19 protein-coding genes are annotated in these 21,781 nt (G+C 61.9%); 9 read left to right on the top strand and 10 right to left on the bottom strand.

The features are described from left to right. The first annotated feature begins 15 nt into the window (after window positions 1–15). A complete protein-coding gene (locus ACJ8HN_RS00295; RefSeq protein WP_041038072.1) occupies window positions 16–822 on the top strand; it encodes an ABC transporter ATP-binding protein in 807 nt (268 codons plus the stop codon). A gap of 37 nt (window positions 823–859) precedes the next feature. On the opposite strand, the gene fes is transcribed toward ACJ8HN_RS00295, so the two are convergent. After that, window positions 860–2,143 (bottom strand): enterochelin esterase, encoded by a 1,284-nt coding sequence (gene fes / locus ACJ8HN_RS00290; RefSeq protein WP_442522925.1) that lies wholly within the window; start codon window positions 2,141–2,143, stop codon window positions 860–862. 277 nt (window positions 2,144–2,420) lie between these two features. Here fes and ACJ8HN_RS00285 point away from each other — a divergent pair, with 277 nt between their 5' ends. Next, the gene (locus ACJ8HN_RS00285; RefSeq protein ID WP_442522924.1) at window positions 2,421–4,583 is read left to right on the top strand and encodes a TonB-dependent siderophore receptor; all 2,163 of its coding nucleotides are present in this window, start codon (window positions 2,421–2,423) and stop codon (window positions 4,581–4,583) included. A 35-nt stretch (window positions 4,584–4,618) separates the two neighbouring features. Here the strand turns inward: ACJ8HN_RS00285 and ACJ8HN_RS00280 are convergent, their stop codons facing one another. From ACJ8HN_RS00280 to budA, 3 genes are all read right to left on the bottom strand, one after another. Continuing rightward, window positions 4,619–6,205, bottom strand: a complete 1,587-nt coding sequence (locus ACJ8HN_RS00280; protein ID WP_041036166.1) for an ABC transporter substrate-binding protein — start codon at window positions 6,203–6,205, stop codon at window positions 4,619–4,621. A gap of 142 nt (window positions 6,206–6,347) precedes the next feature. Then, window positions 6,348–8,033 carry an acetolactate synthase AlsS gene (gene alsS / locus ACJ8HN_RS00275; protein ID WP_033635442.1) on the bottom strand — a complete coding sequence of 562 codons (1,686 nt, stop codon included), beginning with the start codon at window positions 8,031–8,033 and terminating at the stop codon, window positions 6,348–6,350. Window positions 8,034–8,065: 32 nt separating this feature from the next. Further along, window positions 8,066–8,845, bottom strand: coding sequence for an acetolactate decarboxylase (budA, locus tag ACJ8HN_RS00270; RefSeq protein ID WP_033635443.1), 780 nt, complete (start codon window positions 8,843–8,845; stop codon window positions 8,066–8,068). A 451-nt stretch (window positions 8,846–9,296) separates the two neighbouring features. Between budA and ACJ8HN_RS00265 the strand changes: the two genes are divergently transcribed. Beyond that, entirely contained in the window at window positions 9,297–10,199 is a 903-nt protein-coding gene (locus ACJ8HN_RS00265) for a LysR family transcriptional regulator (protein ID WP_033635445.1), read from the top strand. Here the strand turns inward: ACJ8HN_RS00265 and eutC are convergent. Together eutC and ACJ8HN_RS00255 are read right to left on the bottom strand one after the other, a co-directional pair. Beyond that, complete coding sequence (eutC, locus tag ACJ8HN_RS00260) at window positions 10,178–10,969, bottom strand: ethanolamine ammonia-lyase subunit EutC (RefSeq protein WP_442522923.1); 792 nt, start codon at window positions 10,967–10,969, stop codon at window positions 10,178–10,180. The genes ACJ8HN_RS00265 and eutC overlap by 22 nt on opposite strands. Then, on the bottom strand, window positions 10,966–12,351 hold the full coding sequence (locus ACJ8HN_RS00255) for an ethanolamine ammonia-lyase subunit EutB (RefSeq protein ID WP_442522922.1): 1,386 nt from the start codon (window positions 12,349–12,351) through the stop codon (window positions 10,966–10,968). Before ACJ8HN_RS00255 ends, eutC begins: the two co-directional genes overlap by 4 nt. A gap of 160 nt (window positions 12,352–12,511) precedes the next feature. Here ACJ8HN_RS00255 and ACJ8HN_RS00250 point away from each other — a divergent pair, with 160 nt between their 5' ends. Both ACJ8HN_RS00250 and ACJ8HN_RS00245 read left to right on the top strand, forming a co-directional pair. Further along, window positions 12,512–13,060 carry a nucleotidyltransferase family protein gene (locus ACJ8HN_RS00250; protein WP_033654985.1) on the top strand — a complete coding sequence of 183 codons (549 nt, stop codon included), beginning with the start codon at window positions 12,512–12,514 and terminating at the stop codon, window positions 13,058–13,060. 52 nt (window positions 13,061–13,112) lie between these two features. After that, on the top strand, window positions 13,113–13,580 hold the full coding sequence (locus ACJ8HN_RS00245) for a FlxA-like family protein (RefSeq protein ID WP_033649835.1): 468 nt from the start codon (window positions 13,113–13,115) through the stop codon (window positions 13,578–13,580). A gap of 1 nt (window position 13,581) precedes the next feature. Here the strand turns inward: ACJ8HN_RS00245 and ACJ8HN_RS00240 are convergent, their stop codons facing one another. Beyond that, window positions 13,582–14,502, bottom strand: coding sequence for a LysR family transcriptional regulator (locus ACJ8HN_RS00240; protein ID WP_033654986.1), 921 nt, complete (start codon window positions 14,500–14,502; stop codon window positions 13,582–13,584). Window positions 14,503–14,598: 96 nt separating this feature from the next. On the opposite strand from ACJ8HN_RS00240, the gene ACJ8HN_RS00235 reads away from it, so the two are divergent. Further along, window positions 14,599–15,597 (top strand): bile acid:sodium symporter family protein, encoded by a 999-nt coding sequence (locus ACJ8HN_RS00235; protein ID WP_060425819.1) that lies wholly within the window; start codon window positions 14,599–14,601, stop codon window positions 15,595–15,597. A gap of 26 nt (window positions 15,598–15,623) precedes the next feature. On the opposite strand, the gene ACJ8HN_RS00230 is transcribed toward ACJ8HN_RS00235, so the two are convergent. From ACJ8HN_RS00230 to zipA, 3 genes are all read right to left on the bottom strand, one after another. After that, window positions 15,624–15,839: a DUF3820 family protein gene (locus ACJ8HN_RS00230; RefSeq protein ID WP_004936441.1), complete on the bottom strand. Its 216-nt coding sequence runs from the start codon at window positions 15,837–15,839 to the stop codon at window positions 15,624–15,626. Then, window positions 15,839–17,860, bottom strand: a complete 2,022-nt coding sequence (gene ligA, locus ACJ8HN_RS00225; RefSeq protein ID WP_033654989.1) for an NAD-dependent DNA ligase LigA — start codon at window positions 17,858–17,860, stop codon at window positions 15,839–15,841. Before ligA ends, ACJ8HN_RS00230 begins: the two co-directional genes overlap by 1 nt. A 79-nt stretch (window positions 17,861–17,939) precedes the next feature. Further along, the gene (gene zipA / locus ACJ8HN_RS00220) at window positions 17,940–18,956 is read right to left on the bottom strand and encodes a cell division protein ZipA (protein WP_041036178.1); all 1,017 of its coding nucleotides are present in this window, start codon (window positions 18,954–18,956) and stop codon (window positions 17,940–17,942) included. Between the two features lie 221 nt (window positions 18,957–19,177). Here zipA and cysZ point away from each other — a divergent pair, with 221 nt between their 5' ends. From cysZ to ptsH, 3 genes are all read left to right on the top strand, one after another. Then, a complete protein-coding gene (gene cysZ, locus ACJ8HN_RS00215) occupies window positions 19,178–19,936 on the top strand; it encodes a sulfate transporter CysZ (RefSeq protein ID WP_442522920.1) in 759 nt (252 codons plus the stop codon). Window positions 19,937–20,121: 185 nt separating this feature from the next. Continuing rightward, entirely contained in the window at window positions 20,122–21,090 is a 969-nt protein-coding gene (cysK, locus tag ACJ8HN_RS00210; RefSeq protein WP_033635454.1) for a cysteine synthase A, read from the top strand. 398 nt (window positions 21,091–21,488) lie between these two features. Next, on the top strand, window positions 21,489–21,746 hold the full coding sequence (gene ptsH / locus ACJ8HN_RS00205; protein WP_033635455.1) for a phosphocarrier protein Hpr: 258 nt from the start codon (window positions 21,489–21,491) through the stop codon (window positions 21,744–21,746). Window positions 21,747–21,781: the final 35 nt, after the last annotated feature.

Below are 21,781 nucleotides of genomic sequence, written 5' to 3'. Positions count from 1 at the left end.
AAGAATGACAATGCCATGAGCCACCGCCTGCACGCCTCGCATCTGAAGCTGGGCTACGACAATAAAATCATCGCTGACGATCTGAGCGTGGCGATCCCCGACGGCGCCTTCACGGTGATCGTCGGGCCGAACGCCTGCGGCAAATCGACGCTGTTGCGCGCCCTGTGCCGCCTGCTGAAACCCAGCGCCGGCGAGGTGATGCTGGACGGCAAGAACATCAGCAGCTTCGCCACCAAGGCGCTGGCGCGCGAGCTTGGGCTGCTGCCGCAAACCTCGATCGCACCGGACAGCATTACCGTGGCGGATCTGGTGTCGCGCGGCCGCTACCCGCACCAGAGCCTGCTGAAACAGTGGACGCAGGCCGACAAACAGGCGGTGGAAGCCGCCATGGCGGCCACCAACGTCGGCCAGCTGGCGGACCGCAGCGTCGACGAGCTGTCCGGCGGGCAGCGCCAGCGCGTCTGGGTGGCGATGGCGTTGGCGCAGCAAACGCCGCTGCTGCTGCTGGATGAACCGACCACCTATCTGGACATCGCGCATCAGATCGAGCTGCTGGATCTGTTCCGCCAGCTCAACCGCGAGCACGGCCAAACCCTCATCGCGGTGCTGCACGATCTCAACCACGCCTGCCGCTATGCCGATCACATCATCGCTATGCGCGACGGCAAGATCGTGGCGGAGGGGAAACCGGCGGAGATCATCACCGCCGAGCTGGTGGAACGGGTATTCGGCATGCCGTGCATGATCATCGACGATCCGCTGTCCCACACGCCGCTGGTGATCCCGCGCGGCCGCTACCACTGCGACACGCCGCAGGCATGAAAAAGGCCGGGTTAACCCGGCCTTCGTTTATCCATGACTAGGGAGCCAACAGCGCCCGCAATCCGTCGAGCAAACCGCCGCGCCAGCAGACGGCATCATGCCCGCCGGCGAACACGCGATAATCGACCCGATGCCCCGCCTCCACCAGCGCCCGATGCATTTGGCGATTGACCTGATGAATATCCCTCTCCCCTTCACCGGCTTCCTGAAAGACGCGCAGCGGCGTCACGGCGCACAAGCCCTGCCGCACTTGTTCAGTCAACCAGCCGACGTCGGCGTCATACTCCTCAGCCGGGTTAATCATCGCTTCAATGTGCGGCCACCAGAAAGAACCCGACTGGGTCAATACGCAGCCGAAACGCTGCGGCCAATGCAACCCGGCATACAACGCCGCCAACCCGCCGTAACTCTGCCCCGCCACCACCGTGCGCTGCGGATCGTCGCTGTAAGGCGCACGCTCCGCCACCTGCGGCAGCAGCTCCTCTTGCACCGCCCGCCAGAAAGCCGCATTGCAGGCCAATTCTTCCGCACGCCGCGCCATGTCTATCACGTCGATAAACAGATAAAGCGCCGACGGCAGCCTTCCGTTAAGCGTCTCGGCGTCCAGTGCGGAAAAAATCGGTATGCCATGCAGCCAAAATTGCCCGTCCAGCAGTACGACTAACGGGCGGTCTTCCCCTGCGCCGGTGGCGTACAGCCAGATGTTGCGTCGGTTAGCCAATCGTTCGCTGTGCCAAAAGAAGTGCTGCAAACGCCCAGACGCGGCGGGCAATGCTTGCCCGGCGTCCAACGCCCGCCACGCTGATTGATCCGGCGCCGCCGGCAAATGTATCGCAGACAACGGGAAGCCGCGGCTGCTGCAGTGCGGCGCCACCGGATTGAGCGGATCATGGCGCATCAACGGAAACAACGAACACCACCACTGACGCTGCTGCTGCCGACGCTGAGCCGCATCGCCGGTAAAAGCGGGCGGCAGTTGCGCCGTCTCAATGGGTATAAAACTGTAACTGCCTCGCCAATCTTCGCGAACAGTGAACTGCCACCACCAAATATCGCTACCCGGCCGGCGTTCCAGACTCTGTGGCGAAGGGCTGTGATGGTCGGTCACGCAGTTGATATCGACATACACCTTTTTAATCGGCGAGCGCCGTTCATCGCCCCACGGGTCGCGCCAGAAAAAGGTAACGCGCACCTGCGCTGCGGGCAGCGATTCGACGAGCGGCGTTCCCAACTCCGCGAGCTGACGGCACCAATCTTCTCCGCCGAGATCGGGCCTTTGCAGCAGGTTGAGCACCAGGCCATCGGCATGAAGCGAATGCATTTTTCCTTTTTCCCCTGTTCACCGCACCCGGCGTTTTTTGTTTTCTTGAATAATGCAAATGGTATTGAGAATCATTTGTATTTTCAATAAAATGTAACCAATTATAAATCAACGCGCCTGAGGTCAACAAGGCCACTTCGAAGCGTGGCTCTGCAAAACGGTAAGCGATTCGTCCACCGTTCATTTATGGCAAGGAACTGCGCAGCCCTTCTCGGCGGCGCCAAATGAAAAAAGACAGCAATAGCTTGATATAAAATTGTTTTTTAAGGGATGAAAAATGTCAGAACACCCCCAAAATACCGCCAATCAACCTCTGCGTCACCCAGTCGCCAAGCTCTTGCTGACCTCAGCCATGCTGCTGGCGCCGGGCGTACAGGCCGGAACCGACAACGTTGAGCGTGATATCACCGTCGTCGCCGGCGCACAGGAAAACGTCACCGCGCCGCTGCAGGGCATCGTCGCCAAAGAAAGCGCGGCGGGAACCAAAAGCGCCGCGCCGTTGGTAAAAACGCCGCAGGCCATCACCGTCGTCACGCGCGATCAAATGGATCAGCAGGATGCGGCTTCCGTCGCTCAGGCGCTGCGATACTCCAGCGGCGTCGTGGCGGAATACCGCGGCACCTCTAACCGCAGCGACGAAGTGATCGTACGCGGCTTTCGTTACGCCCCAAAATATCTGGACGGCCTGAGCTATCAAAGCGGCCAGATCGATCCCTGGTTGCTTGAACGCGTTGAGGTGGTGCGCGGCCCGGCTTCTGTGCTGTACGGCCAAGCCAACCCGGGTGGGCTGGTGGCGATGACCAGCAAGCGCCCCGTCGTCCAGGCTATTCGCAAACTTCAATTGAGCGCGGGCAATCTGCATCAAGAAGAGGCCGCCTTCGACTTCGGCGGCGCATTGGACGAGGACGCCAAACTGCTGTACCGCCTTAACGGCATCGCCGGCACCAAAGAGACCGGTATCAAAGATCACAAGGAAAAACGCTTCGCCATCGCACCGGCGCTGACCTATATCGCCAATGAAGACACGACGTTCACCCTGTTGACCAGCTATCAAAAGGAACCGGAGAACGGCTACCGCAACTTCCTGCCGACCTCCGGCGTGGCGATCAAAAGCAGCGCCGGCTATCTGCCGTATGATTTCAACGTCAGCGATCCCGGTTTCAATCAGGCTCGCCGCGAACAAACCTCGTTCGGCTATATCTTCGAGCACTATATCAACGACGTTTTCTCTTTCCAGCAGAACATGCGTTACACCACGGTGGATGAACGTTACAAATATCTGGTGTTCATGTCGCAAGCCAAAAACAGCACGCTGCTGCAGCGCCGTCCGCAAAAAGATATCGTCAAATCCCATGAGCTGGGGTTGGATAACCAACTGAAAGCGCAATTCAGCACCGGCGACGTCGAGCACAGCGTGTTGACCGGCCTTGACTACAAGTGGAGCAAGGTCAATACCCAAAACTGGCGCGGCGACAGCGCTGGCTATTTCCTCGACTGGACTCGGCCGGTTTACGGCATGCCGGTCAACGAAAGCGCATTGCCGAAGGTCACCGATAACCGCAAGGTGCTGGATCAACTCGGCGTTTATCTGCAGGATCAGATGAGCTACGGCGGTTGGAATTTATTGTTGTCGCTGCGCAATGATTGGACCGAGCTACGCACTCAGGACATGTTGAGATCCAGCGACAGTCAGCAAAACGACACCAAGCTGACTGGCCGCAGCGGCCTGCTGTACGCTTTTGACAACGGCATTGCCCCGTACATCAGCTACAGCACATCGTTTGAACCCAACCTCGATACCGGCGCGCCGGGCACCGATCCGTTCAAGCCCACCACCGGTGAACAAACCGAAATCGGCGTGAAATTCCAGCCGAAAAACGGCAACACGCTGATGACGCTGGCGTTGTTCGATCTGGCGCAGAAAAACGTCAGTTCCACCAACCCGGTAACTAAATACAAGGAGCAGATCGGCAAAGTGCGCTCCAAAGGGCTGGAAGCCGAAGTGCATTCACAGCTCACCCCGGCCATTGAGCTCATGGCGGCCTATACCTATACCGACATCGTTACCAAAGAAACCTATGTCGACGATCAGCGCGGCAAGACGCTGGTGATGGTGCCGACGCACGCCGCCTCCGCCTGGGGAACCTACAGCTTCCTGCAAGGGCCGCTGAAAGGCCTCTCCACCGGCGCTGGGGTACGCTACAACGGCGCCAGCCAAGGCGATGCGACCAACACCTACAAAGTGCCGGCCTTTACGCTGTATGACTGGATGGCGCGCTACGAATTGGGAGAAGTGGCTCCGAGCCTGGCAGGCGCCGCGCTGCAGGTTAACGTCAACAACCTGACCGACAAGCATTACGTTTCGTCCTGTGGCGGCGTGGACGCTTGTTTCTACGGCAGCGGCCGCACCGTCACCGCCACGGTCAGCTACAGCTGGTAAAACCTTTGGGCGCCGCATTGCCGCGGCGCCCCGCTTTATTTCTCCAGCGACACCTGCTTGAAGATGTGTTTGCCGAACGGGTCTATTTCGTAGCCTTTCACTTCCTTGCGCACCGGTTCGAAAATGGTCGAGTGCGCAATCATCAACGCCGGCATCTGATCGTGCATCATCACCTGCGCCTGCTGGTACATCGCCACCCGCTTGGCGTGATCGTTCTCCTCGCGCGCCTGCAGGATCAGCTGGTCGAACGGTTTGTAGCACCATTTCGCCGAGTTGGAGCCGCCGAGCGAAGCGCAGGTGAACAGCGGGCCGAAGAAGTTGTCCGGATCGCCGTTGGCGGTGGTCCAGCCCATCAGCGCGGTCTGGTGTTCGCCGTTTTTAATCCGCTGCAAATATTCGCCCCACTCGAAGGTGACGATTTTGGCGCGCACGCCGATCTTGGCCCAGTCGGCCTGGATCATCTCCGCCATGCGCTTGGCGTTGGGGTTATAGGGCCGCTGCACCGGCATCGCCCACAGATCGATGTCAAACCCCTGCCCCAGCCCGGCTTCCTGCAACAGCTGTTTCGCCCGCTCCGGCGAATATGGGTAGTCTTCAAGCTGCGCGTTGCTGCCCCATTGGGTCGGCGGCAGCAGGTTCTTGGCCGGCTGGCCGGCGCCGTGGAACACCGCCTCGATGATCGCCGGTTTGTTGACCGCCAGCGCCAACGCCTGGCGCACCTTGACGTTATCCAACGGTTTCTTCTGGGTGTTGAACGCCAGGAAGCCGATATTCAAGCCGGATTTTTCCATCACCTGAAGGTTGCCGTCCTGCCGCATGCGCGCCAGATCCGCCGGATTGGGGAAAGGCATCACCTGGCACTCGTTCTTTTGCAGCTTGGCATAACGCACCGTCGCATCCGGCGTGATCGAGAACACCAGCCGATCGATCTTCGGTTTGCCTTCCCAGTAACGATCGAACGCCTTGTAGAGGATTTTCGCGTCTTTCTGATACTGCACCAGCTGGAACGGCCCGGTGCCGATCGGATCGTTGTCCACCCGCTGCGGCGTGCCGGCCTTCAGCATCGCGTCGGCATATTCCGCCGAAAAAATGGTGGCGAAGTACATGCCCAGATCGGCGACGAACGGCGCCTCGGCGCGGGAGAGCTCAAAGCGCACGGTGTTGTCGTCCACCTTGACGATCCGGTCGATCAGCGTGCCGAACTCCATCGACTCGAAGTTGGTGTAGGCGCCGTTGGAGACCTTGTGATACGGGTTGTTGGCGTCCTTTTGCCGCATAAACGAGAAGATGACGTCATCGGCGTTGAAATCGCGGGTGGGCGTAAAATATTTATTGCTCTGGAATGCCACGCCCTTGCGCAGGTGGAAGGTATAGCGCTTGCCGTCCTCGCTCACCTCCCAGCTTTCCGCCAGGCTGGGTTGCAGCTCGACGGTGCCGGGTTTGAAGTCCACCAGCCGGTTGTAGATCGCCGCCGAACTGGCGTCCACCGTGGTGCCGGAGGTGAACAGCTGCGGGTTGAAGCCTTCCGGCGAGCCTTCGGAACAGTAGACCAGCGTATTGGCCCGCGCGCCGCCGGCAATCGCCAACGCCAGCAGCCCTATCGTTATTGCTTTTCTTTTCATTGCGCTATCCCCAGTGGTGAAAAAACAGCCCAACGGTTAGCAATAAATCATGCGGTTAGCGATGTAAAGGACAAATTCCGCGCATAAAAACGGGCAGGCGCGCATGCGGCCTGCCCGGTGAAACGGCGCGAGGATGATGAAATTAAATCATCTGGCTGAAGTTCATCTGCGCCATCAGCTTATAGTTGTCGGCGTAGTCGACCGGAATGGCCACCACCACCGGCCCCTGGATCGCCATCGCCTTGCGCAGCATCGGCCGCAGATCGTCCACCGACTGCACGGCGAAACCGACCGCGCCGCAGGATTCCGCGTAGGCCTTGAAGTCGATCGGCCCAAACTCCACGCCGGATTTACGCTGGTATTTGTTCACTTCCTGCATCTCCACCATGTTGTAGGCGTTATCGACCCAGATGACGTGCACGATATTGTTTTTCAGCCGCACCGCGGTCTCCAGCTCCATGCTCGACTGCATGAACCCGCCGTCGCCGGAGATAGACACCACTTTATCGCCGGGGCGCACCAGCGCCGCGCCGATGGCCCACGGCAGCGCCACCCCCATGGTTTGCTGGCCGTTGGAGATCAACAGCTGACGTGCGCGGAAGCTGTACAGGTAGCGGGCGATCCAGATATGGAAGCTGCCCATGTCCACGCACAGGGTTACGTCGTCGCTGACGATGTCCTGCAGCTCCTTGACGATGCGCAGCGGGTGGATCGGCATGCCGCCGCGGCGCGCGGCGCGCTCCGCCAGTTCCGTGCGTTGGCGGCCGAGATCGGTGAGGATCAGCTCCACCTCCGGCGGCACGCAGACCGCCTCAGTGAACGTTTCGGTCATCATGTTCAGCGTGGCGCTGATGTTGCCCACCAGCTCGACGTCCGGCCGATAGCAGGTGTCGATATCCGCCGGCAGCACGTCGATGTGCACCAGTTTCAGCCGCCCGTGGCTGTTCCACATGCAGGGATCGTATTCGATCGGATCATAGCCGACGCTGACCACCAGATCGGCCTTCTGCAACAGCTGATCGGCCGGCTGGTTGTTGAACAGGCCGACGCGGCCGGCGAAACGGGCGAAGTGGTTGACGTCGATCACCCCCGCCGCCTGATAGGTGCCGACCACCGGCATATGGGTGCGGTACAGCAGATGGCGCACCGCTTCGCTGTTCTCCGGCCGGCTGGCCTGCAGGCCGAGCAGCAATACCGGGCATTTGGCCTGGCGGATCAGTTTCACCGCCGCCTGAATGTCGTCCGCCGCGGCGGCCCCCATGCGCGGCAAGCGGCAGCCGGCCAGCACCGGCGCGCTCACCGGTTCATTGACGATATCCATCGGCAGGCTGACGAACGATGCCCCCGGCCGGCCGAACTCGGCGCGGCGAAAGGCGTTGGCGATCACCTCGGAAATCGCCGAACCGGCATGCACTTCGGCGCAATACTTGGTCACCGGCCGGAACATGCTGACGGTATCCATGCTCTGGTGCGTCTGCTTCAGGCTGTCGGCGCGCTTCACCGCCCCGCCGAAGGCCACCACCGCGTCCCCTTCCGAAGTGGCGGTGGCCAGCCCGGTGATCAGGTTGGAGCTGCCCGGCCCGGAGGTGACCAGCGCCACCCCGGCCTTACCGGTCAAGCGGCCGACTGCCGCCGCCATAAAGGCCGCGTTGGCCTCATGCCGCACCACCACCGTTTCAATCGATGGCGCGTCCTCCAGCGAGTCGAACACCCGGTCGATCTTGGCGCCCGGAATGCCGAAAACGTGTTTGACGCCCTGCGCTTCCAGGTTTTTCACCACCAAATCGGCGCCGCATTGCCAGTCATTGCCTGTTTTTTCCTGTGCCATGGTTCCACCTCCTAAGAAAACGATCGCCGGGGTTAGCCCTCGGCGGAACGAATCGCGCGATCCAAATCCTCTGGGCAGAGGTTGGCGCGCAAGAAATCCGCATCATGCGGCAACTGAAGATTGAGACGCGTGATGACGCCGAACTGCAGACGACCATGATCGAGCTGATAGTCCAGCACGTGGCCACCGCCGCTGCGGTCGTCGGTAACGAAGTGTTCGTGATAGCCGGCCACGCCGATGCCCTGCATGTAATCCGGCGAGCGGAAACCAACCAGCGTGCCGCGCCGCTGATGGAACGAGAAGGTCGGCTGCTCTTCTATCGCCTCCAGCATCGGGCGGTAGGGCCGCTCCTGGCGCGGCACGGTGCGGGTTTCCACGTGGCTGAACTCGCCGTCGACCCGCACCGCGCAAAACAGGTTCGGCGAGGCAACCTGCTCGTCGATGCACTGGTGCAGCTGCGCCTTGGTGATCGGCCGGTCGAACTGCTGGCTGACGCTGGGCTGGAAAAAGGTGACGACGGCGAAGGGGGTTTGCTGTTGCAGGCCGGCCGGCCGGGCGCTGCCGTCGGCGCGCAGCTGGTGTATTTCCTGGTCGAAAGCGATCAGTTCGCCGTCCAGGTGATTGAAGGTGCCGAGGCCGAAATCGCCGTGCTTGAGCAGCTCGGCAATGGTGGTTTCACCCTCGTAGACCCCGTCGATGAGCGCGCTCATCAGCGAGATTTGATAGATTTCGCCCTCCCCGGCGTTGATCGACTGCCTGGCAAAACCCTGCGCCAAATGGCGCGCACAGGCACACCCGTGTTTTTCGTTCATGACTGACTCCTCCACCAGCGCGAAACCGCGGTTCCGCGCGTTCAAAAGACCCACCGACGGTGAGCCAAGATGCCCCCCAAGGCGCGTTCATCAGTTGGAACGATTCAGCCTGAGGCGACAAAAAAACCGGCACGGCTGGCCGGCCGATAACCAGGCATCAGATCAGAATGAGATAAAGTAAAGGCTTACTAATCATTAAGACTGAACCGGTTATCAAATTGAACGGTTAATCTGGTGTTGGAGCGACAATCAACTCCGCAGGCGGCTCACGCGGCCTGGGAAAAACATCTGCTATTTGGTGCTAAGCGCCGCGAGGTTTATGCGTTTTCTCTCTATGCGGCCGGGATGGGACGGCGCCGAAGCCCGTCGTCAACCCGCAGCCAGAGTAGCCGCCGCGCCGCCGGCAGAGAAGCGGGTATTCATAAGAAACGCTTTTGCATATAATGCAAAAATGAATGACGCCCGCTATGTAGAACATCTGCCAATTTTTCTCGACGTCGCCCGCCTGGGCAGCTTTTCCGCCGCCGCGCGCCGGTTGGGCATGGTGCCCTCCTCGCTGGTGCGCCACATCGACGCCCTGGAAAGCGCGCTCGGCGCCGCGCTGTTCGTGCGCTCCACCCGTGGCCTGCTGCTGACCGACGCCGGCGAACTGCTGCTGACGCGCGCCGCCGCGCTGATGACGGACATCACCGGCCTTCGCGCCGAGCTGAGCGCGCTGAACGAAACGCCGCAGGGCACGCTGCGCATCAGCTGCCTGCCAACCTTCGGCAAAACCTATGTGCTGCCGCTGCTGCCGACGCTGGCGGAACGCTACCCGCAGCTGTCGGTCGACCTCGATCTGACCGAACGCCAGACCGATCCGACGCAGGAGCGGCTCGACGCCGCCCTCCGCATCGGCGAACAGAAGGACAGCGCGCTGTATGCCAGCCGCATCGCCACCCAACGCTGGGTGATGTGCGCCAGCCCCGCCTACGTCGCCCGCTATGGCCTGCCGGCCGATCTGGAAGCGCTGCCGCAGCATCGGCTGATCGCCCGCTACCACAAGCAGCAGCCGGCCTGCTGGGCGCAGATCCTCGACGCGGCGCTGATGAACCGCTGCACCATGGCGCTGCGCTGCGACGACTTCACCGCGCAGCGCCAGGCCGCGCTGCTCGGGCTCGGCATCGCCTTTCTGCCCAACTGGGTGGTGGGGCCGGACGTGCAGCACGGGCAACTGGTGCAGATGCTCGAAGATCCGCGCCATGAGCAGCAAGGCATCTATCTGCTGCGCCCGATGGCGAAGGTGTCCGCCCGGCTGGCGGCCTTCACCGCCCTGCTGCAGCAAACCCTCGGTCAGCCGCCCAACTGGGGGTAAAGCGGCGTTACCCGGCCGCGCAGCGCCGGGTTGTCACTCTCGTCTTTCAGTTCGACGCCGGTCAGCCGGCGCTGGAACGCCTGCTCCAGCAGCCAGGCCAATTTGAACGCCGCCTGCGGGTAATCCAGCCCCTCGGGGCGCACGTTGGAGATGCAATTGCGCTCGGCGTCCGTTCTGCGCGCGTTCGGCCCCCAGGTCATATAGACACCCAGGCTGTCCGGCGACGACAGCCCCGGCCGTTCGCCGATCAGCACCGCCACCGCCCGGGCCTGCAGGCATTCGCCGATCTTATCCCCCAGCGCCACCCGCGCCTGATGCGCCAGCACCACCGGCGCAACGGTCAGCCCCAGCGTATCGAGATAGGGCCGCAGCGCCTGCAGCAGCGGCAGCGCCTGGCGGTGCACCGCCTTGGAGGAGAGGCCGTCCGCCACTATCAGTAGCAGATCGACGCGGCGCGATGGCGAACCGAGCAGCAGGCTGCGGCTATCCGACGCCAACCGCCGCCCCAGATCCGGCCGGCGCAGATAGGCGGCGCGGTCGGCGGCCTGGCTGTGCACCGCCAGCGTGGGCCAACCGGCATCGTGCAGATCCGCCGCCAGCCGCTCGCTGTCGAAAGGCTGATGCACCGCGTCGCGCGCCTGGGCATGAGCCAGGCCGAAGCGCAGCAGTTCGTCGGTCGGCAGGCTGGCGCCGGTGCGCCCCAGCGCGATGCGCGCATCGGTAAAGGCGCGCAGCGCGTCCCAGCTGTTGGCGTGAACCGGTTTGCTCATGTGCGTTCTCCCTGCAGCGCCAGTAGCAGCGGATGATTGGCGGCGGCATCGCGCAGCCGCCCGCGTTCATCGGTAATGTTCATCGCCGCCAGCCAGGCGGCGAACTCCGGCGCGTGCTTCAGCCCCAGCAGCTCGCGGATATAGAGCGCGTCATGGAACGACGTGCTTTGGTAGTTGAGCATGATGTCGTCCGCGCCCGGCACGCCGATCAGGAACGTCAACCCGGCGGCGGCCAACAGCGTCAGCAGCGTGTCCATGTCGTCCTGATCGGCTTCGGCATGGTTGGTGTAGCAGACGTCGCAGCCCAGCGGCAGCCCGAGCAGCTTGCCGCAGAAGTGGTCCTCCAGCCCGGCGCGGATAATTTGCTTGCCGTCATACAGGTATTCGGGGCCGATAAACCCTACCACGGTGTTGATCAGCAGCGGCGAGAAATGGCGCGCCACCGCATAGGCGCGCGCCTCGCAGGTTTGCTGATCGACGCCGTGATGGGCGTTGGCCGACAGGCAACTGCCCTGCCCGGTTTCGAAATACATCACGTTGTCGCCCAGCGTGCCGCGCCTGAGGCTCAGCGCCGCCTGCTGCGCCTCCGCCAGCAGCGCCAGATTAATGCCGAAGCCGCGATTGGCCGCTTCGGTACCGGCGATCGACTGAAACACCAGATCCACCGGCGCGCCGCGCTCTATCAGCCGCAGCGTGTTGGTCACGTGGGTCAGCACGCAGGATTGGGTGGGAATGGCAAAGCGCTGGATCACGTCGTCCAGCATGTAGTTGAGCTTTTCCAGCAGCGGCAGGCTGTCGCTGGCCGGATTGATGCCGACCACCGCGTCGCCGCTGCCGTACAACAGGCCGTCCAGCATGCTGGCGGCGATGCCCTGCAGGCTGTCGGTCGGGTGATTGGGCTGCAGCCGCACGCTGAGGTGGCCCGGCAGGCCAATCGTATTGCGAAAGCGCGTCACCACCCGGCACTTCTTGGCCACCAAAATCAGATCCTGATTGCGCATGATCTTGCTCACCGCCGCCGCCATCTCCGGCGTGATGCCGGCCGCCACCTGCGCCAGCATGGCGCTGTCCGCCTGCTCGCTCAACAGCCAGTCGCGAAAATCGCTGACCGTGAGGTGCGAGATGGGCTCGAAGGCGGCGGCATCGTGGCCGTCGATAATCAGGCGCGTCACCTCGTCCTGTTCGTACGGCACCAGCGCATGCTGCAGGAACGTCTTGAGCGGCAAGTCCGCCAGCGCGATGCGCGCCGCCATGCGCTCTTCGGCGCTGTGCGCCGCCACCTCCGCCAGATAATCGCCGGAACGCGCCGGCGAAGCCTTCGCCATCAGCTGACGCAGATCGCCGAAGCGATAGCCGCGTTGGCCCACCGTTGCCTGATACATAGCCCCCCTCCCTTGCCCCGAGTGACGAGATAAAAGCCCTGCACCAAGTGTAGTCAGTGAGAGAAGAAAATTAATTTGCCTGCGATCGCCGTCATCGCGCTTCCCGCCATTTCACCCGCCGCCGCTTCGGGTTACAGTAGCCGCGAAAACAGGAGGGGTGATGGATCCGCAACGGCAAATTATCGACTGGCTGCAACAAGATGACGCGCGCATGGCCGCCCTGCGCACCGTGCGCCGGCTCGGCCTGAATGACTGGTGCCTCGGCGCCGGCTTCGTACGCAATCTGGTGTGGGATCGGCGCCACGGCTATGTGGAGCCCACGCCGCTCAACGATATCGACGTGATCCACTTCGATGCGGAGCGTGCGGACGCCGAGCGCGATCGCATGCTGGAGGCGCGGCTGCAGCAATGGCTGCCGCAGCCGTGGTCGGTCAAGAATCAGGCGCGCATGCATCTGCGCGGCGGCCGGGCGCCTTACCGCAACAGCGAAGAGGCCATCAGCTTCTGGACCGAAGTGGAAACGGCGATCGGCGCGCGCCTGAACGCCGACGACAGCCTCACGCTGGTGGCTCCCTTCGGGCTCGCGGCGCTGTTCGGCGACACCATCACCTTCAACGTGAAAAACGGCGATCGCGCTGCCTATGCCCAGCGCGTGCTCGACAAAGGCTGGCTGCAGCATTGGCCGCGCCTGCGGCAGGTAAAGATTTAGCCGCCGCTGCCGATACCCTGAACAGCGATATACCGACTCAGGGAGAGCATCCATGTCGACCAGCATCACCATGATCGTACCGATCAAAAATACCGTTCCCGGCGTCAGCAACGTCTTCAGCGCGCCGGGCCATCAGGGCGAATTGCTGATGGCCAAACCGGTCAACAACCAGCCGGAAGGCGGCAAGGCGAAGAAAAGCGAAGGTGCCAACGGCAATGACGAACCGGCAAATCTCAACGAAAGCCGCGCCTCGGCGCGCATCAAGGCGCTGAACCGGCAGATTCAGGCTCTGCAGCAAAAGCTGGTGGAGCTGAAGGACTCCAGCGCCGATCCCAAAGAGATCGAGAAGCAGAAACAGCTGATCGAAGCGCAGATCAAGATGCTGCAGGCCGAGATCGCGCGCATCCAGAAAGAAGAAATGGAAAAGCAGCAGCAGGAGCAAATGGAAAAAGCCGCGGCGCAAGCCGGCGACGGCGTAAACCGCCCGACGCCGCTCAACGCGGTGGACGTCTATATCTGAGTCAATATTCCGCGTTTTCCTGCCGGCGCTGGTGCAGCAGCGCCGCCTGCTGACGCGCGACCTGCCAGATGGCCTCCGCCGCCGGCGTCAGCGAGCGATTTTTACGCCGCACCAGCATCAGCGCGCGGTTGATCTCCGGCACCAGCCGCCGCACCCGGAGCCGCCCCCCTTCCGGCAGCGGCAGCGCCAACGCCGGGAAGATGCTGATGCCGATCCCCTCCGCCACCATCGGGAATAGCGTGGCCGGATGGCCGATTTCCTGCACCACCTGCGCCTCGACGCCCTGCTGCCTCAGCGCGCTGTCGATCAACGGCCGGCTGCCCGACGCGTAATCCTGCAACACCAGGCGGCAGCCGTTTAACGCCGACCAACGCACCTCTTGCTGCGCAGCAAACGGGTGGTCGTCGCGGCACAGCAGCAGGAACGGTTCATGCAGCACCGCTTCGCACTCCAGATCCACCGCCTGCACCGGATCGACCACGATGCCGAAATCCACCTCGGCGTTGCGCACGCTGTGCAGTACCTGCTGCTGCGCCTGATCGCGCAGCATGATGCGGATCTCCGGGTATTCGCGTTCGCCGGCGGCGATGCACTGCGGCATCAGGTGGGCGGAAATGGTCTGGCTGGTCGCCACCCGCACCGTACCGCTGCGCTGTACGCCAAAGCTGCGCGCATCCAGCAACGCGGCCTGCAGTTCGTCCAGCAGCCGTTCGACCCGGTTGGCCAGCCGCAGGCCGGCGTCGGTCAACACCACTTCACGCGTGGTGCGATCCAGCAGGCGCACGCCGACCTCCGCCTCCAGCTCTTTCACGCTGTGGCTGACCGCCGATTGCGTCAGGCCGATCGCCTCGCCGGCGCGGCTGAAGCTGCCGTGGCGGGCGACAGCGACGAACACCCGCAGCTGTTTGAGTGAGTAATTCATGTGTTTTATTCATATATAAATTAAATAAATCAATTTAATTATTATATGCCCACGCGGGAGAATAGCCCCATCGATTTTCTACCCGAGCGCATCGCCATGAGATTCCTGCCCGATCGTTTTACCCTGACGCTGATCGCCACCGTGCTGCTGGCTTCTTTCCTGCCGGCGCGCGGCGAGTTCGTCGGCTGGCTCAACGTCCTGACCATCGCCGCCATCGCCCTGCTGTTCTTCATGCACGGTGCCAAGCTGTCGCGCGAGGCCATCCTGGCCGGCAGCAATAACTGGCGGCTGCATCTGTGGGTGATGTTCAGCACCTTCATCATTTTTCCGGCGCTGGGGATGCTGTTCGCCTGGTGGGCGCCGATCGACGTCAGCCCAGAGCTGTACGCCGGTTTCATCTACCTGTGCATCCTGCCCGCCACCGTGCAGTCGGCCATCGCCTTCACCTCGCTGGCGGGCGGCAACGTGGCGGCGGCGGTGTGCAGCGCCTCCGCCTCCAGCCTGCTGGGGATCTTCGTGTCGCCGCTGTTGGTTGGCCTGCTGATGAACGTGCACGGCGATACCGGCAGCCTGCGGCAGGTGGGCTCGATCGTGCTGCAGCTGCTGGTGCCGTTCGTCGCCGGCCACCTGCTGCGGCCGCTGATCGGCGGCTGGATCGAGCGCCATCGCCCGCTGATCGGCAAAACCGACCAGACCTCGATTCTGCTGGTGGTGTACGCCGCCTTCAGCGAGGCGGTGACGCACGGCATCTGGCATCAGGTGGGGATCGGTTCGCTGGCGTTTATCGTCGGCGGCAGCATCGTGCTGCTGGCGATCGTGCTGGTGGTGAACACCTACATGGCGCGCTGGCTGGGGTTCAGCAAGGCGGACGAGATAACCATCGTGTTCTGCGGCTCGAAGAAGAGCCTGGCGAACGGCATTCCGATGGCCAATATCCTGTTCCCGGCGGCGACGGTGGGGATCATGGTGCTGCCGCTGATGGTGTTCCATCAGGTGCAGCTGATGACCTGTGCGGTGCTGGCGAAAAGGTATCAGCGCAAGCAGCGGGCGCAACAGGCGGTACCCAACGCCAACGCGCAGGCGTCGCGCGGGTAAAAAAAGACGGGCCGGGGCCCGTCAGTTCAACTTTTCTTCAGCGGCTTGACCAGGTGGTCAAGCCCTTCGATTTTAATCGCCAGCGTCATCTCCATCAGCATGCCGAGCTTGCCTTTGGGGAATTCGCCCTTGCGGGCGAACCACAGCAGGTACTCTTCGGGCAGATCGATCAGCACCCGCCCCTGGTACTTGCCGAACGGCATCACGGTATTGGCGATCTCCAGCAGGTTTTCCTTTTCCATCAGTCACCCAGCAGGCGGATCATCTCCGCTTCGTCGATCACGGCGATACCCAGCTCCTGCGCCTTCGCCAGCTTGGAACCGGCCGCTTCGCCGGCGATCACCAAATCGGTTTTCTTCGACACGCTGCCGCTGACCTTGGCGCCCAGCGCCGTCAGGCGATCTTTGGCCTCGTCGCGCGACAGCTGGCTCAGCGAGCCGGTCAGCACCACGGTTTTGCCAGCGAACGGGCTGTCTATCTCTTCGGCGACCACCACCACCGGCGCCGGCCAGTGAATGCCGATCTCGGCGCCCACCAGCTCGTTGATCACCTGCTGATTGAGCGCTTCATCAAGGAAATTGCGGGTGTGTTTGGCCACCACTTCGCCGACGTCCGGCACCTCTTTCAGCGCCTCGATATCGGCGGCGAACAGCTTCTCGAGCGATCCGAAATGCGCCGCCAGGTTGGCGGCGGTCGCCTCGCCAACCTCGCGAATGCCCAGCGCATACAGGAAACGGGCGAAGGTGGTCTGCTTGGATTTCTCCAGCGCATTGACCAGATTCTGCGCCGATTTCGGCCCCATGCGATCCAGGCCGGTCAGAATGCCGGCGGACAAGCGGAACAGATCGGCCGGATTCTTCACGTACTCTTTGTCCACCAGTTGCTCGATGATCTTGTCGCCCATGCCTTCAACGTCCAGCGCGCGGCGGGAAACGAAGTGCTTCAACGCCTCTTTGCGCTGCGCGCCGCAGATAAGACCACCGGTGCAGCGCGCTACCGCCTCGCCTTCCACGCGCTCAACGTCGGAGCCGCACACCGGGCAGTGCAGCGGGAACACCACTTCGCGCGCATCCTGTGGCCGGCGGTCTTCCAGCACCCCCACCACCTGCGGGATCACGTCGCCGGCGCGGCGCACGATCACCGTATCGCCGATGCGCAGCCCCAAACGCTCAATTTCATCGGCGTTGTGCAAGGTGGCGTTGCTGACGGTCACCCCGGCCACCAGCACCGGCTCAAGGCGCGCCACCGGCGTAATCGCGCCGGTGCGGCCAACCTGAAACTCCACTTCGCGCACTACGGTGATCTGCTCCTGCGCCGGGAATTTGAACGCCGTCGCCCAGCGCGGCGCACGCGCCACGAAGCCCAGCGTTTCCTGCAGATCGATGTCGTCAATCTTGATCACCACGCCGTCGATGTCGAAACCGAGCTGCGCGCGGTCCTGCTCGACCTGGCGATAAAACGCCAGCACTTCCTCGCTGCCGGTGCGGCGCTGGGCGCGATCGCTGACCGGCAGGCCCCAGGCCTTGAACTGCATCAGGCGCTCAAAGTGGCTGCGCGGCAGTTCGCCGCCTTCCAGCAGGCCGACGCCGTAGCAGAAGAAGGTCAGCGGGCGTTTGGCGGTAATGCGCGGATCGAGCTGGCGCAGCGAGCCGGCGGCGGCGTTGCGCGGGTTGGCGAACACCTTGCCGTCTTTGCGCCGGGCTTCTTCGTTCATCTGTTCAAAACCAGCCTGCGGCATGAACACTTCCCCGCGCACTTCCAGCCGGCGCGGGATGTTGTCGCCGGTTAGGCGCAGCGGAATGGCGCGAATGGTGCGCACGTTGGAGGTGATGTTCTCGCCGGTGGTGCCGTCGCCGCGCGTCGCCGCGCGCACCAGCTCACCGTCTTCGTACAGCAGGCTGACCGCCAGGCCGTCCAGCTTCAGCTCGCAGCAGAAGGTCAGCGGATCGCTGCTTTTGAGCCTATCCTGCACGCGCTTGTAAAACGCCAGGAAGCTTTCTTCGTCGAACACGTTGTCCAGCGACAGCATCGGCACTTCGTGGCGCACCTGGTCAAACGCCGCCAGCGGCGCGGCGCCCACGCGCTGGGTCGGCGAATCGGCGGTGATCAACGCCGGATGCGCGCTCTCCAGCTCGCGCAGTTCGCGCATCAGGCGGTCATATTCCGCATCCGGCACTTCCGGCGCATCCAGCACATGATACTGGTATTCATGATGGCGCAATGTGGCTCGTAGTTGATTGATTTGTTGGATTATCGATTCCATGGCTCACCATCAAAGATAAAAAACCCCCGGCTAGCGGGGGCTTTGTTGTTACGGATGTTCTGTGCGCGCGGCAACCCGGTCAGGCGTTGTTTTCCAACACTTCACGGATGCGCGCTTTGTAGGTTTCCAGCTTCTGCGGCGTCATCATGCGGCGCTCGTCGTCCAGCACCACGCCGCCCACGTCGTCGGCGATGCGCTGTGCCGACTGCAGCATCAGCTTGAAGTTCTGATTGGCGTCGCCGTAAGACGGCACCATCATGAACATCGACACGCCCGGCGTGGAGAAGTCGGACATCATGTCAGGATCGAACGATCCCGGCTTGACCATGTTCGCCAGGCTGAACAGCACCGGGCCGCTGCCGGCCGGGCTGATATGGCGGTGGAAGATGCCCATTTCGCCAAACTGGAAGCCGGCCTGCAACACGCTCTGCAGCAGCACTTCGCCGCCGATCACGCCGCCCTGGTGGGCCGCGACGTGCAGCACCAGCACGGTCTCTTTCAGTTTAGCCTGAATTGGCGCAGCCGCCGGCTGCGGTGCAGGTTCCGGCGCAGGCTTCACTTCCGGCGCTGGCTGCACAGGGGCCGGCTCGGCGTGGAATGCCGGTTCCGCCACCTGCGGCGCCTCATGTTCATGCGGCAGATCGTCGACGCGCGGCTCACGGCGCGCGGCCGGTTGCGGTTGCTGCGGTTCGGCCGGTTCTTCGTCCGGCGCGTAGTTGTTCAGCAGGATGTCATCATACTCCGGCCGCTGAGACAGCGGAGGCGGCGTCTGATGGGCAGCCGGCTGAACGGCGCGGGGCGCTGGCGCAGCCGCCGGAGCGGGCTTCGGCGCGGCCACGGGTTCTTCGCGTGCGGCATCGAAATGGCCGAATGACGGCTCGTCTTGCGGGTGAGCGGCGCGTACGCGCACCTCACCGACGCCTTCTTCGAGATCGTCGATCGGAGTTTGTTCACGTTCCTTTTGGGAACGTTTGGCTGGGCGATCGCGGAAGAGCGCTGACCGTTCTTTGCGACTGGTCCACAGACCGTGCAATAACAGCGCTATTATGGCGATCGCGCCAACAACGATTAATATCAGACGCAAATCCTGCATCATTGCTATCTCTGTTGTTCCAATACATTGCCACCGCGGCAAACATTCACTCTTTAACTCTATTTGCCCGCGCACACAAGTGCAAGTCCGTGCTGAACTTTATGCCAATAAAGATGATTATACTGCCTTTTTCTGCTGGTTTTTCAGCCAACCCTACCCTAGCCAGTGGAAAATCATCCCTATATGATAATGATGCCTGTTCAGACAACGAGATAACTTAAGATATGTCCTATACGCAGCCCCCTTCCCGTTCGACCAGCGGCATTCACTATTTCGCCGAGGGTTGGCGCCTGATTTCGCGCCCGGGGATTAAACGCTATGTGGTCCTGCCGTTGCTGGTCAACGTGCTGCTGATGGGTTCCGCTTTCTGGTGGCTGTTCAGCCAACTCGGCGACTGGATCCCGGCGATGATGAGCCACGTTCCCGACTGGCTGCAATGGTTGAGCTACCTGCTGTGGCCGCTGGCGGTCATTTCGGTGCTGTTGGTGTTCAGCTATCTGTTCAGCACCATCACCAACCTGATCGCCGCGCCGTTCTGCGGCCTGCTGGCCGAGCAGCTCGAAGGCAGCCTGACCGGCAAACCGCTGCCGGACACCAGCCTGCTCGGCATCGCCAAAGATTTGCCGCGCATCATGGCGCGCGAATGGCGCAAGTTGATGTATTACCTGCCGCGCGCGCTGCTGCTGCTGGCGCTGTACTTCGTGCCCGGCATCGGCCAGACGGTGGCGCCGGTGCTGTGGTTCCTGTTCAGCGCCTGGATGCTGGCGATCCAGTATTGCGACTACCCGTTCGACAACCACAAGGTGAGCTTTGCCGACATGCGCCGCGCCTTGCGCCAGCACAAACCCGCTAACCTGCAGTTCGGCGCGCTGGTCAGCCTGTTCACCATGATCCCGATCCTCAACCTTGTGATCCTGCCGGTCGCCGTCTGCGGCGCCACCGCCATGTGGGTCGATCGCTACCGCTCACAGTTCGTCCGATAACCGCCGCTTTTTACCGCCGATAGCGCGGGAATTTTCGACAGGGGGCGCATTTCGCGCCCTTATCATTGTGCTTAAAACTTATTTCCTAATAACATATAGATATACCAATTCTTTACTTCCCTGCCGGTACTGTTAGCGTATGCTTTCGATGTTCCCCACATTTTCATAGAGTTAAAGGACGGGCTATGAGCAAGATATATGAAGACAACTCATTAACAATCGGCCATACGCCGCTGGTTCGTCTGAACCGTATCGGCAACGGACGCATTCTGGCCAAGGTTGAATCACGCAACCCGAGCTTCAGCGTCAAATGCCGCATCGGTGCCAATATGATTTGGGATGCGGAACAACGCGGCGTGCTGACCGCCGGCAAAGAGCTGGTGGAGCCGACCAGCGGCAACACCGGCATCGCGCTGGCCTTCGTTGCCGCCGCGCGCGGTTACAAGCTGACGCTGACCATGCCGGAAACCATGAGCATCGAGCGCCGCAAGCTGCTCAAGGCGCTCGGCGCCAATCTGGTGCTGACCGAAGGGGCGAAAGGCATGAAAGGCGCTATCGCCAAAGCCGAAGAGATCGTCGCCACCGATCCGAACCGTTACCTGATCCTGCAGCAGTTCAGCAACCCGGCCAACCCGGCGATCCATGAAAAAACCACCGGCCCGGAAATCTGGGAAGACACCGACGGCGACGTCGACGTATTCATCTCCGGCGTCGGCACCGGCGGCACGCTGACCGGCGTCAGCCGCTACATCAAGAACACCAAAGGCAAGGCCATCACCACCGTGGCGGTCGAGCCGACCGACTCGCCGGTCATCAGCCAGGCGCTGGCCGGTGAAGAGCTGAAGCCGGGCCCGCACAAGATCCAGGGCATCGGCGCCGGCTTCATTCCGGGCAACCTCGATCTGGACCTGGTGGATCGCGTCGAGAAAGTCTCCAACGACGAGGCCATCAGCATGGCGCGCCGCCTGATGGACGAAGAAGGCATCCTGGCGGGCATTTCCTCCGGCGCAGCGGTCGCGGCGGCGGTGAAACTGGCCGAAGAACCGGCGTTCGCCGACAAGACCATCGTGGTGATCCTGCCCTCTTCCGGCGAACGTTACCTGAGCACCGCACTGTTTGCCGATCTGTTCACCGAGCAGGAATTGCAGCAGTAATTCCGCCACTGCACAAATCGCTAAAAAAGCACCCTGCGGGGTGCTTTTTTGTGGACTGGATCAAACTTTATAGCAGTCCAAGATTGCTTTTGCCCGCCGGCTTTAGTATTTAACGGTGCATTATTTCGATGCGCAAAATTAATCCCCCCTGAGCCCGGTCAAGGCTGAATCGATTTACTCATCTGTCGCCGACGCGGCGAATCGGGCATAATGGGGAGCGGATTGGAACGACGTCTAAAGCCGAGTTTTTTGATCTGAAGTGCCTAACGCGTCGTTTTCTGTTGCATCAACGTTCGCCCCTGTCCATAGTCAGGCGCTATAACCAGACAAGCTAAAGTCAGGCCCCTGGGCTAAACTTTAGCTCCACAACATTAATCCAATAAGTTGGGGAAACATCAATGTTCCAGCAAGAAGTTACTATTACCGCTCCGAATGGTCTGCATACTCGCCCTGCCGCTCAGTTCGTTAAAGAAGCCAAAGGCTTCGCGTCTGACATCACCGTGACCTCCAACGGCAAAAGCGCCAGCGCTAAAAGCCTGTTCAAACTGCAAACTCTGGGGCTGACTCAAGGGACCGTAGTGACAATCTCCGCTGAAGGTGAAGACGAGCAGAAAGCCGTTGAGCACTTGGTAAAACTGATGGCAGAGCTTGAGTAATCGGCCCGTCTTTTTAGTTAACACCAGTCAAGAGT

The organism is Serratia sp. CY29653, from assembly GCF_052169255.1.
GTDB classification, from domain to species: Bacteria; Pseudomonadota; Gammaproteobacteria; order Enterobacterales; family Enterobacteriaceae; genus Serratia; species Serratia sarumanii.
Note: the sequence above shows the minus strand (reverse complement) of the source record. Positions and strands in the feature narration are given on the sequence as shown.

What these genes read in the sequence shown, in the direction of transcription:
- ptsH (WP_033635455.1), top strand. Translation starts at nt 21,489, where the DNA reads ATGTTCCAGCAAGAAGTTACTATTACCGCTCCGAATGGTCTGCATACT.
- zipA (WP_041036178.1), bottom strand. Translation starts at nt 18,956, where the DNA reads ATGATGCAGGATTTGCGTCTGATATTAATCGTTGTTGGCGCGATCGCC.
- ACJ8HN_RS00285 (WP_442522924.1), top strand. Translation starts at nt 2,421, where the DNA reads ATGTCAGAACACCCCCAAAATACCGCCAATCAACCTCTGCGTCACCCA.
- ACJ8HN_RS00280 (WP_041036166.1), bottom strand. Translation starts at nt 6,205, where the DNA reads ATGAAAAGAAAAGCAATAACGATAGGGCTGCTGGCGTTGGCGATTGCC.
- alsS (WP_033635442.1), bottom strand. Translation starts at nt 8,033, where the DNA reads ATGGCACAGGAAAAAACAGGCAATGACTGGCAATGCGGCGCCGATTTG.
- budA (WP_033635443.1), bottom strand. Translation starts at nt 8,845, where the DNA reads ATGAACGAAAAACACGGGTGTGCCTGTGCGCGCCATTTGGCGCAGGGT.
- eutC (WP_442522923.1), bottom strand. Translation starts at nt 10,969, where the DNA reads ATGAGCAAACCGGTTCACGCCAACAGCTGGGACGCGCTGCGCGCCTTT.
- ACJ8HN_RS00240 (WP_033654986.1), bottom strand. Translation starts at nt 14,502, where the DNA reads ATGAATTACTCACTCAAACAGCTGCGGGTGTTCGTCGCTGTCGCCCGC.
- fes (WP_442522925.1), bottom strand. Translation starts at nt 2,143, where the DNA reads ATGCATTCGCTTCATGCCGATGGCCTGGTGCTCAACCTGCTGCAAAGG.
- ligA (WP_033654989.1), bottom strand. Translation starts at nt 17,860, where the DNA reads ATGGAATCGATAATCCAACAAATCAATCAACTACGAGCCACATTGCGC.
- ACJ8HN_RS00245 (WP_033649835.1), top strand. Translation starts at nt 13,113, where the DNA reads ATGTCGACCAGCATCACCATGATCGTACCGATCAAAAATACCGTTCCC.
- ACJ8HN_RS00230 (WP_004936441.1), bottom strand. Translation starts at nt 15,839, where the DNA reads ATGGAAAAGGAAAACCTGCTGGAGATCGCCAATACCGTGATGCCGTTC.
- cysK (WP_033635454.1), top strand. Translation starts at nt 20,122, where the DNA reads ATGAGCAAGATATATGAAGACAACTCATTAACAATCGGCCATACGCCG.
- ACJ8HN_RS00235 (WP_060425819.1), top strand. Translation starts at nt 14,599, where the DNA reads ATGAGATTCCTGCCCGATCGTTTTACCCTGACGCTGATCGCCACCGTG.
- ACJ8HN_RS00250 (WP_033654985.1), top strand. Translation starts at nt 12,512, where the DNA reads ATGGATCCGCAACGGCAAATTATCGACTGGCTGCAACAAGATGACGCG.
- cysZ (WP_442522920.1), top strand. Translation starts at nt 19,178, where the DNA reads ATGTCCTATACGCAGCCCCCTTCCCGTTCGACCAGCGGCATTCACTAT.
- ACJ8HN_RS00295 (WP_041038072.1), top strand. Translation starts at nt 16, where the DNA reads ATGAGCCACCGCCTGCACGCCTCGCATCTGAAGCTGGGCTACGACAAT.
- ACJ8HN_RS00255 (WP_442522922.1), bottom strand. Translation starts at nt 12,351, where the DNA reads ATGTATCAGGCAACGGTGGGCCAACGCGGCTATCGCTTCGGCGATCTG.
- ACJ8HN_RS00265 (WP_033635445.1), top strand. Translation starts at nt 9,297, where the DNA reads ATGAATGACGCCCGCTATGTAGAACATCTGCCAATTTTTCTCGACGTC.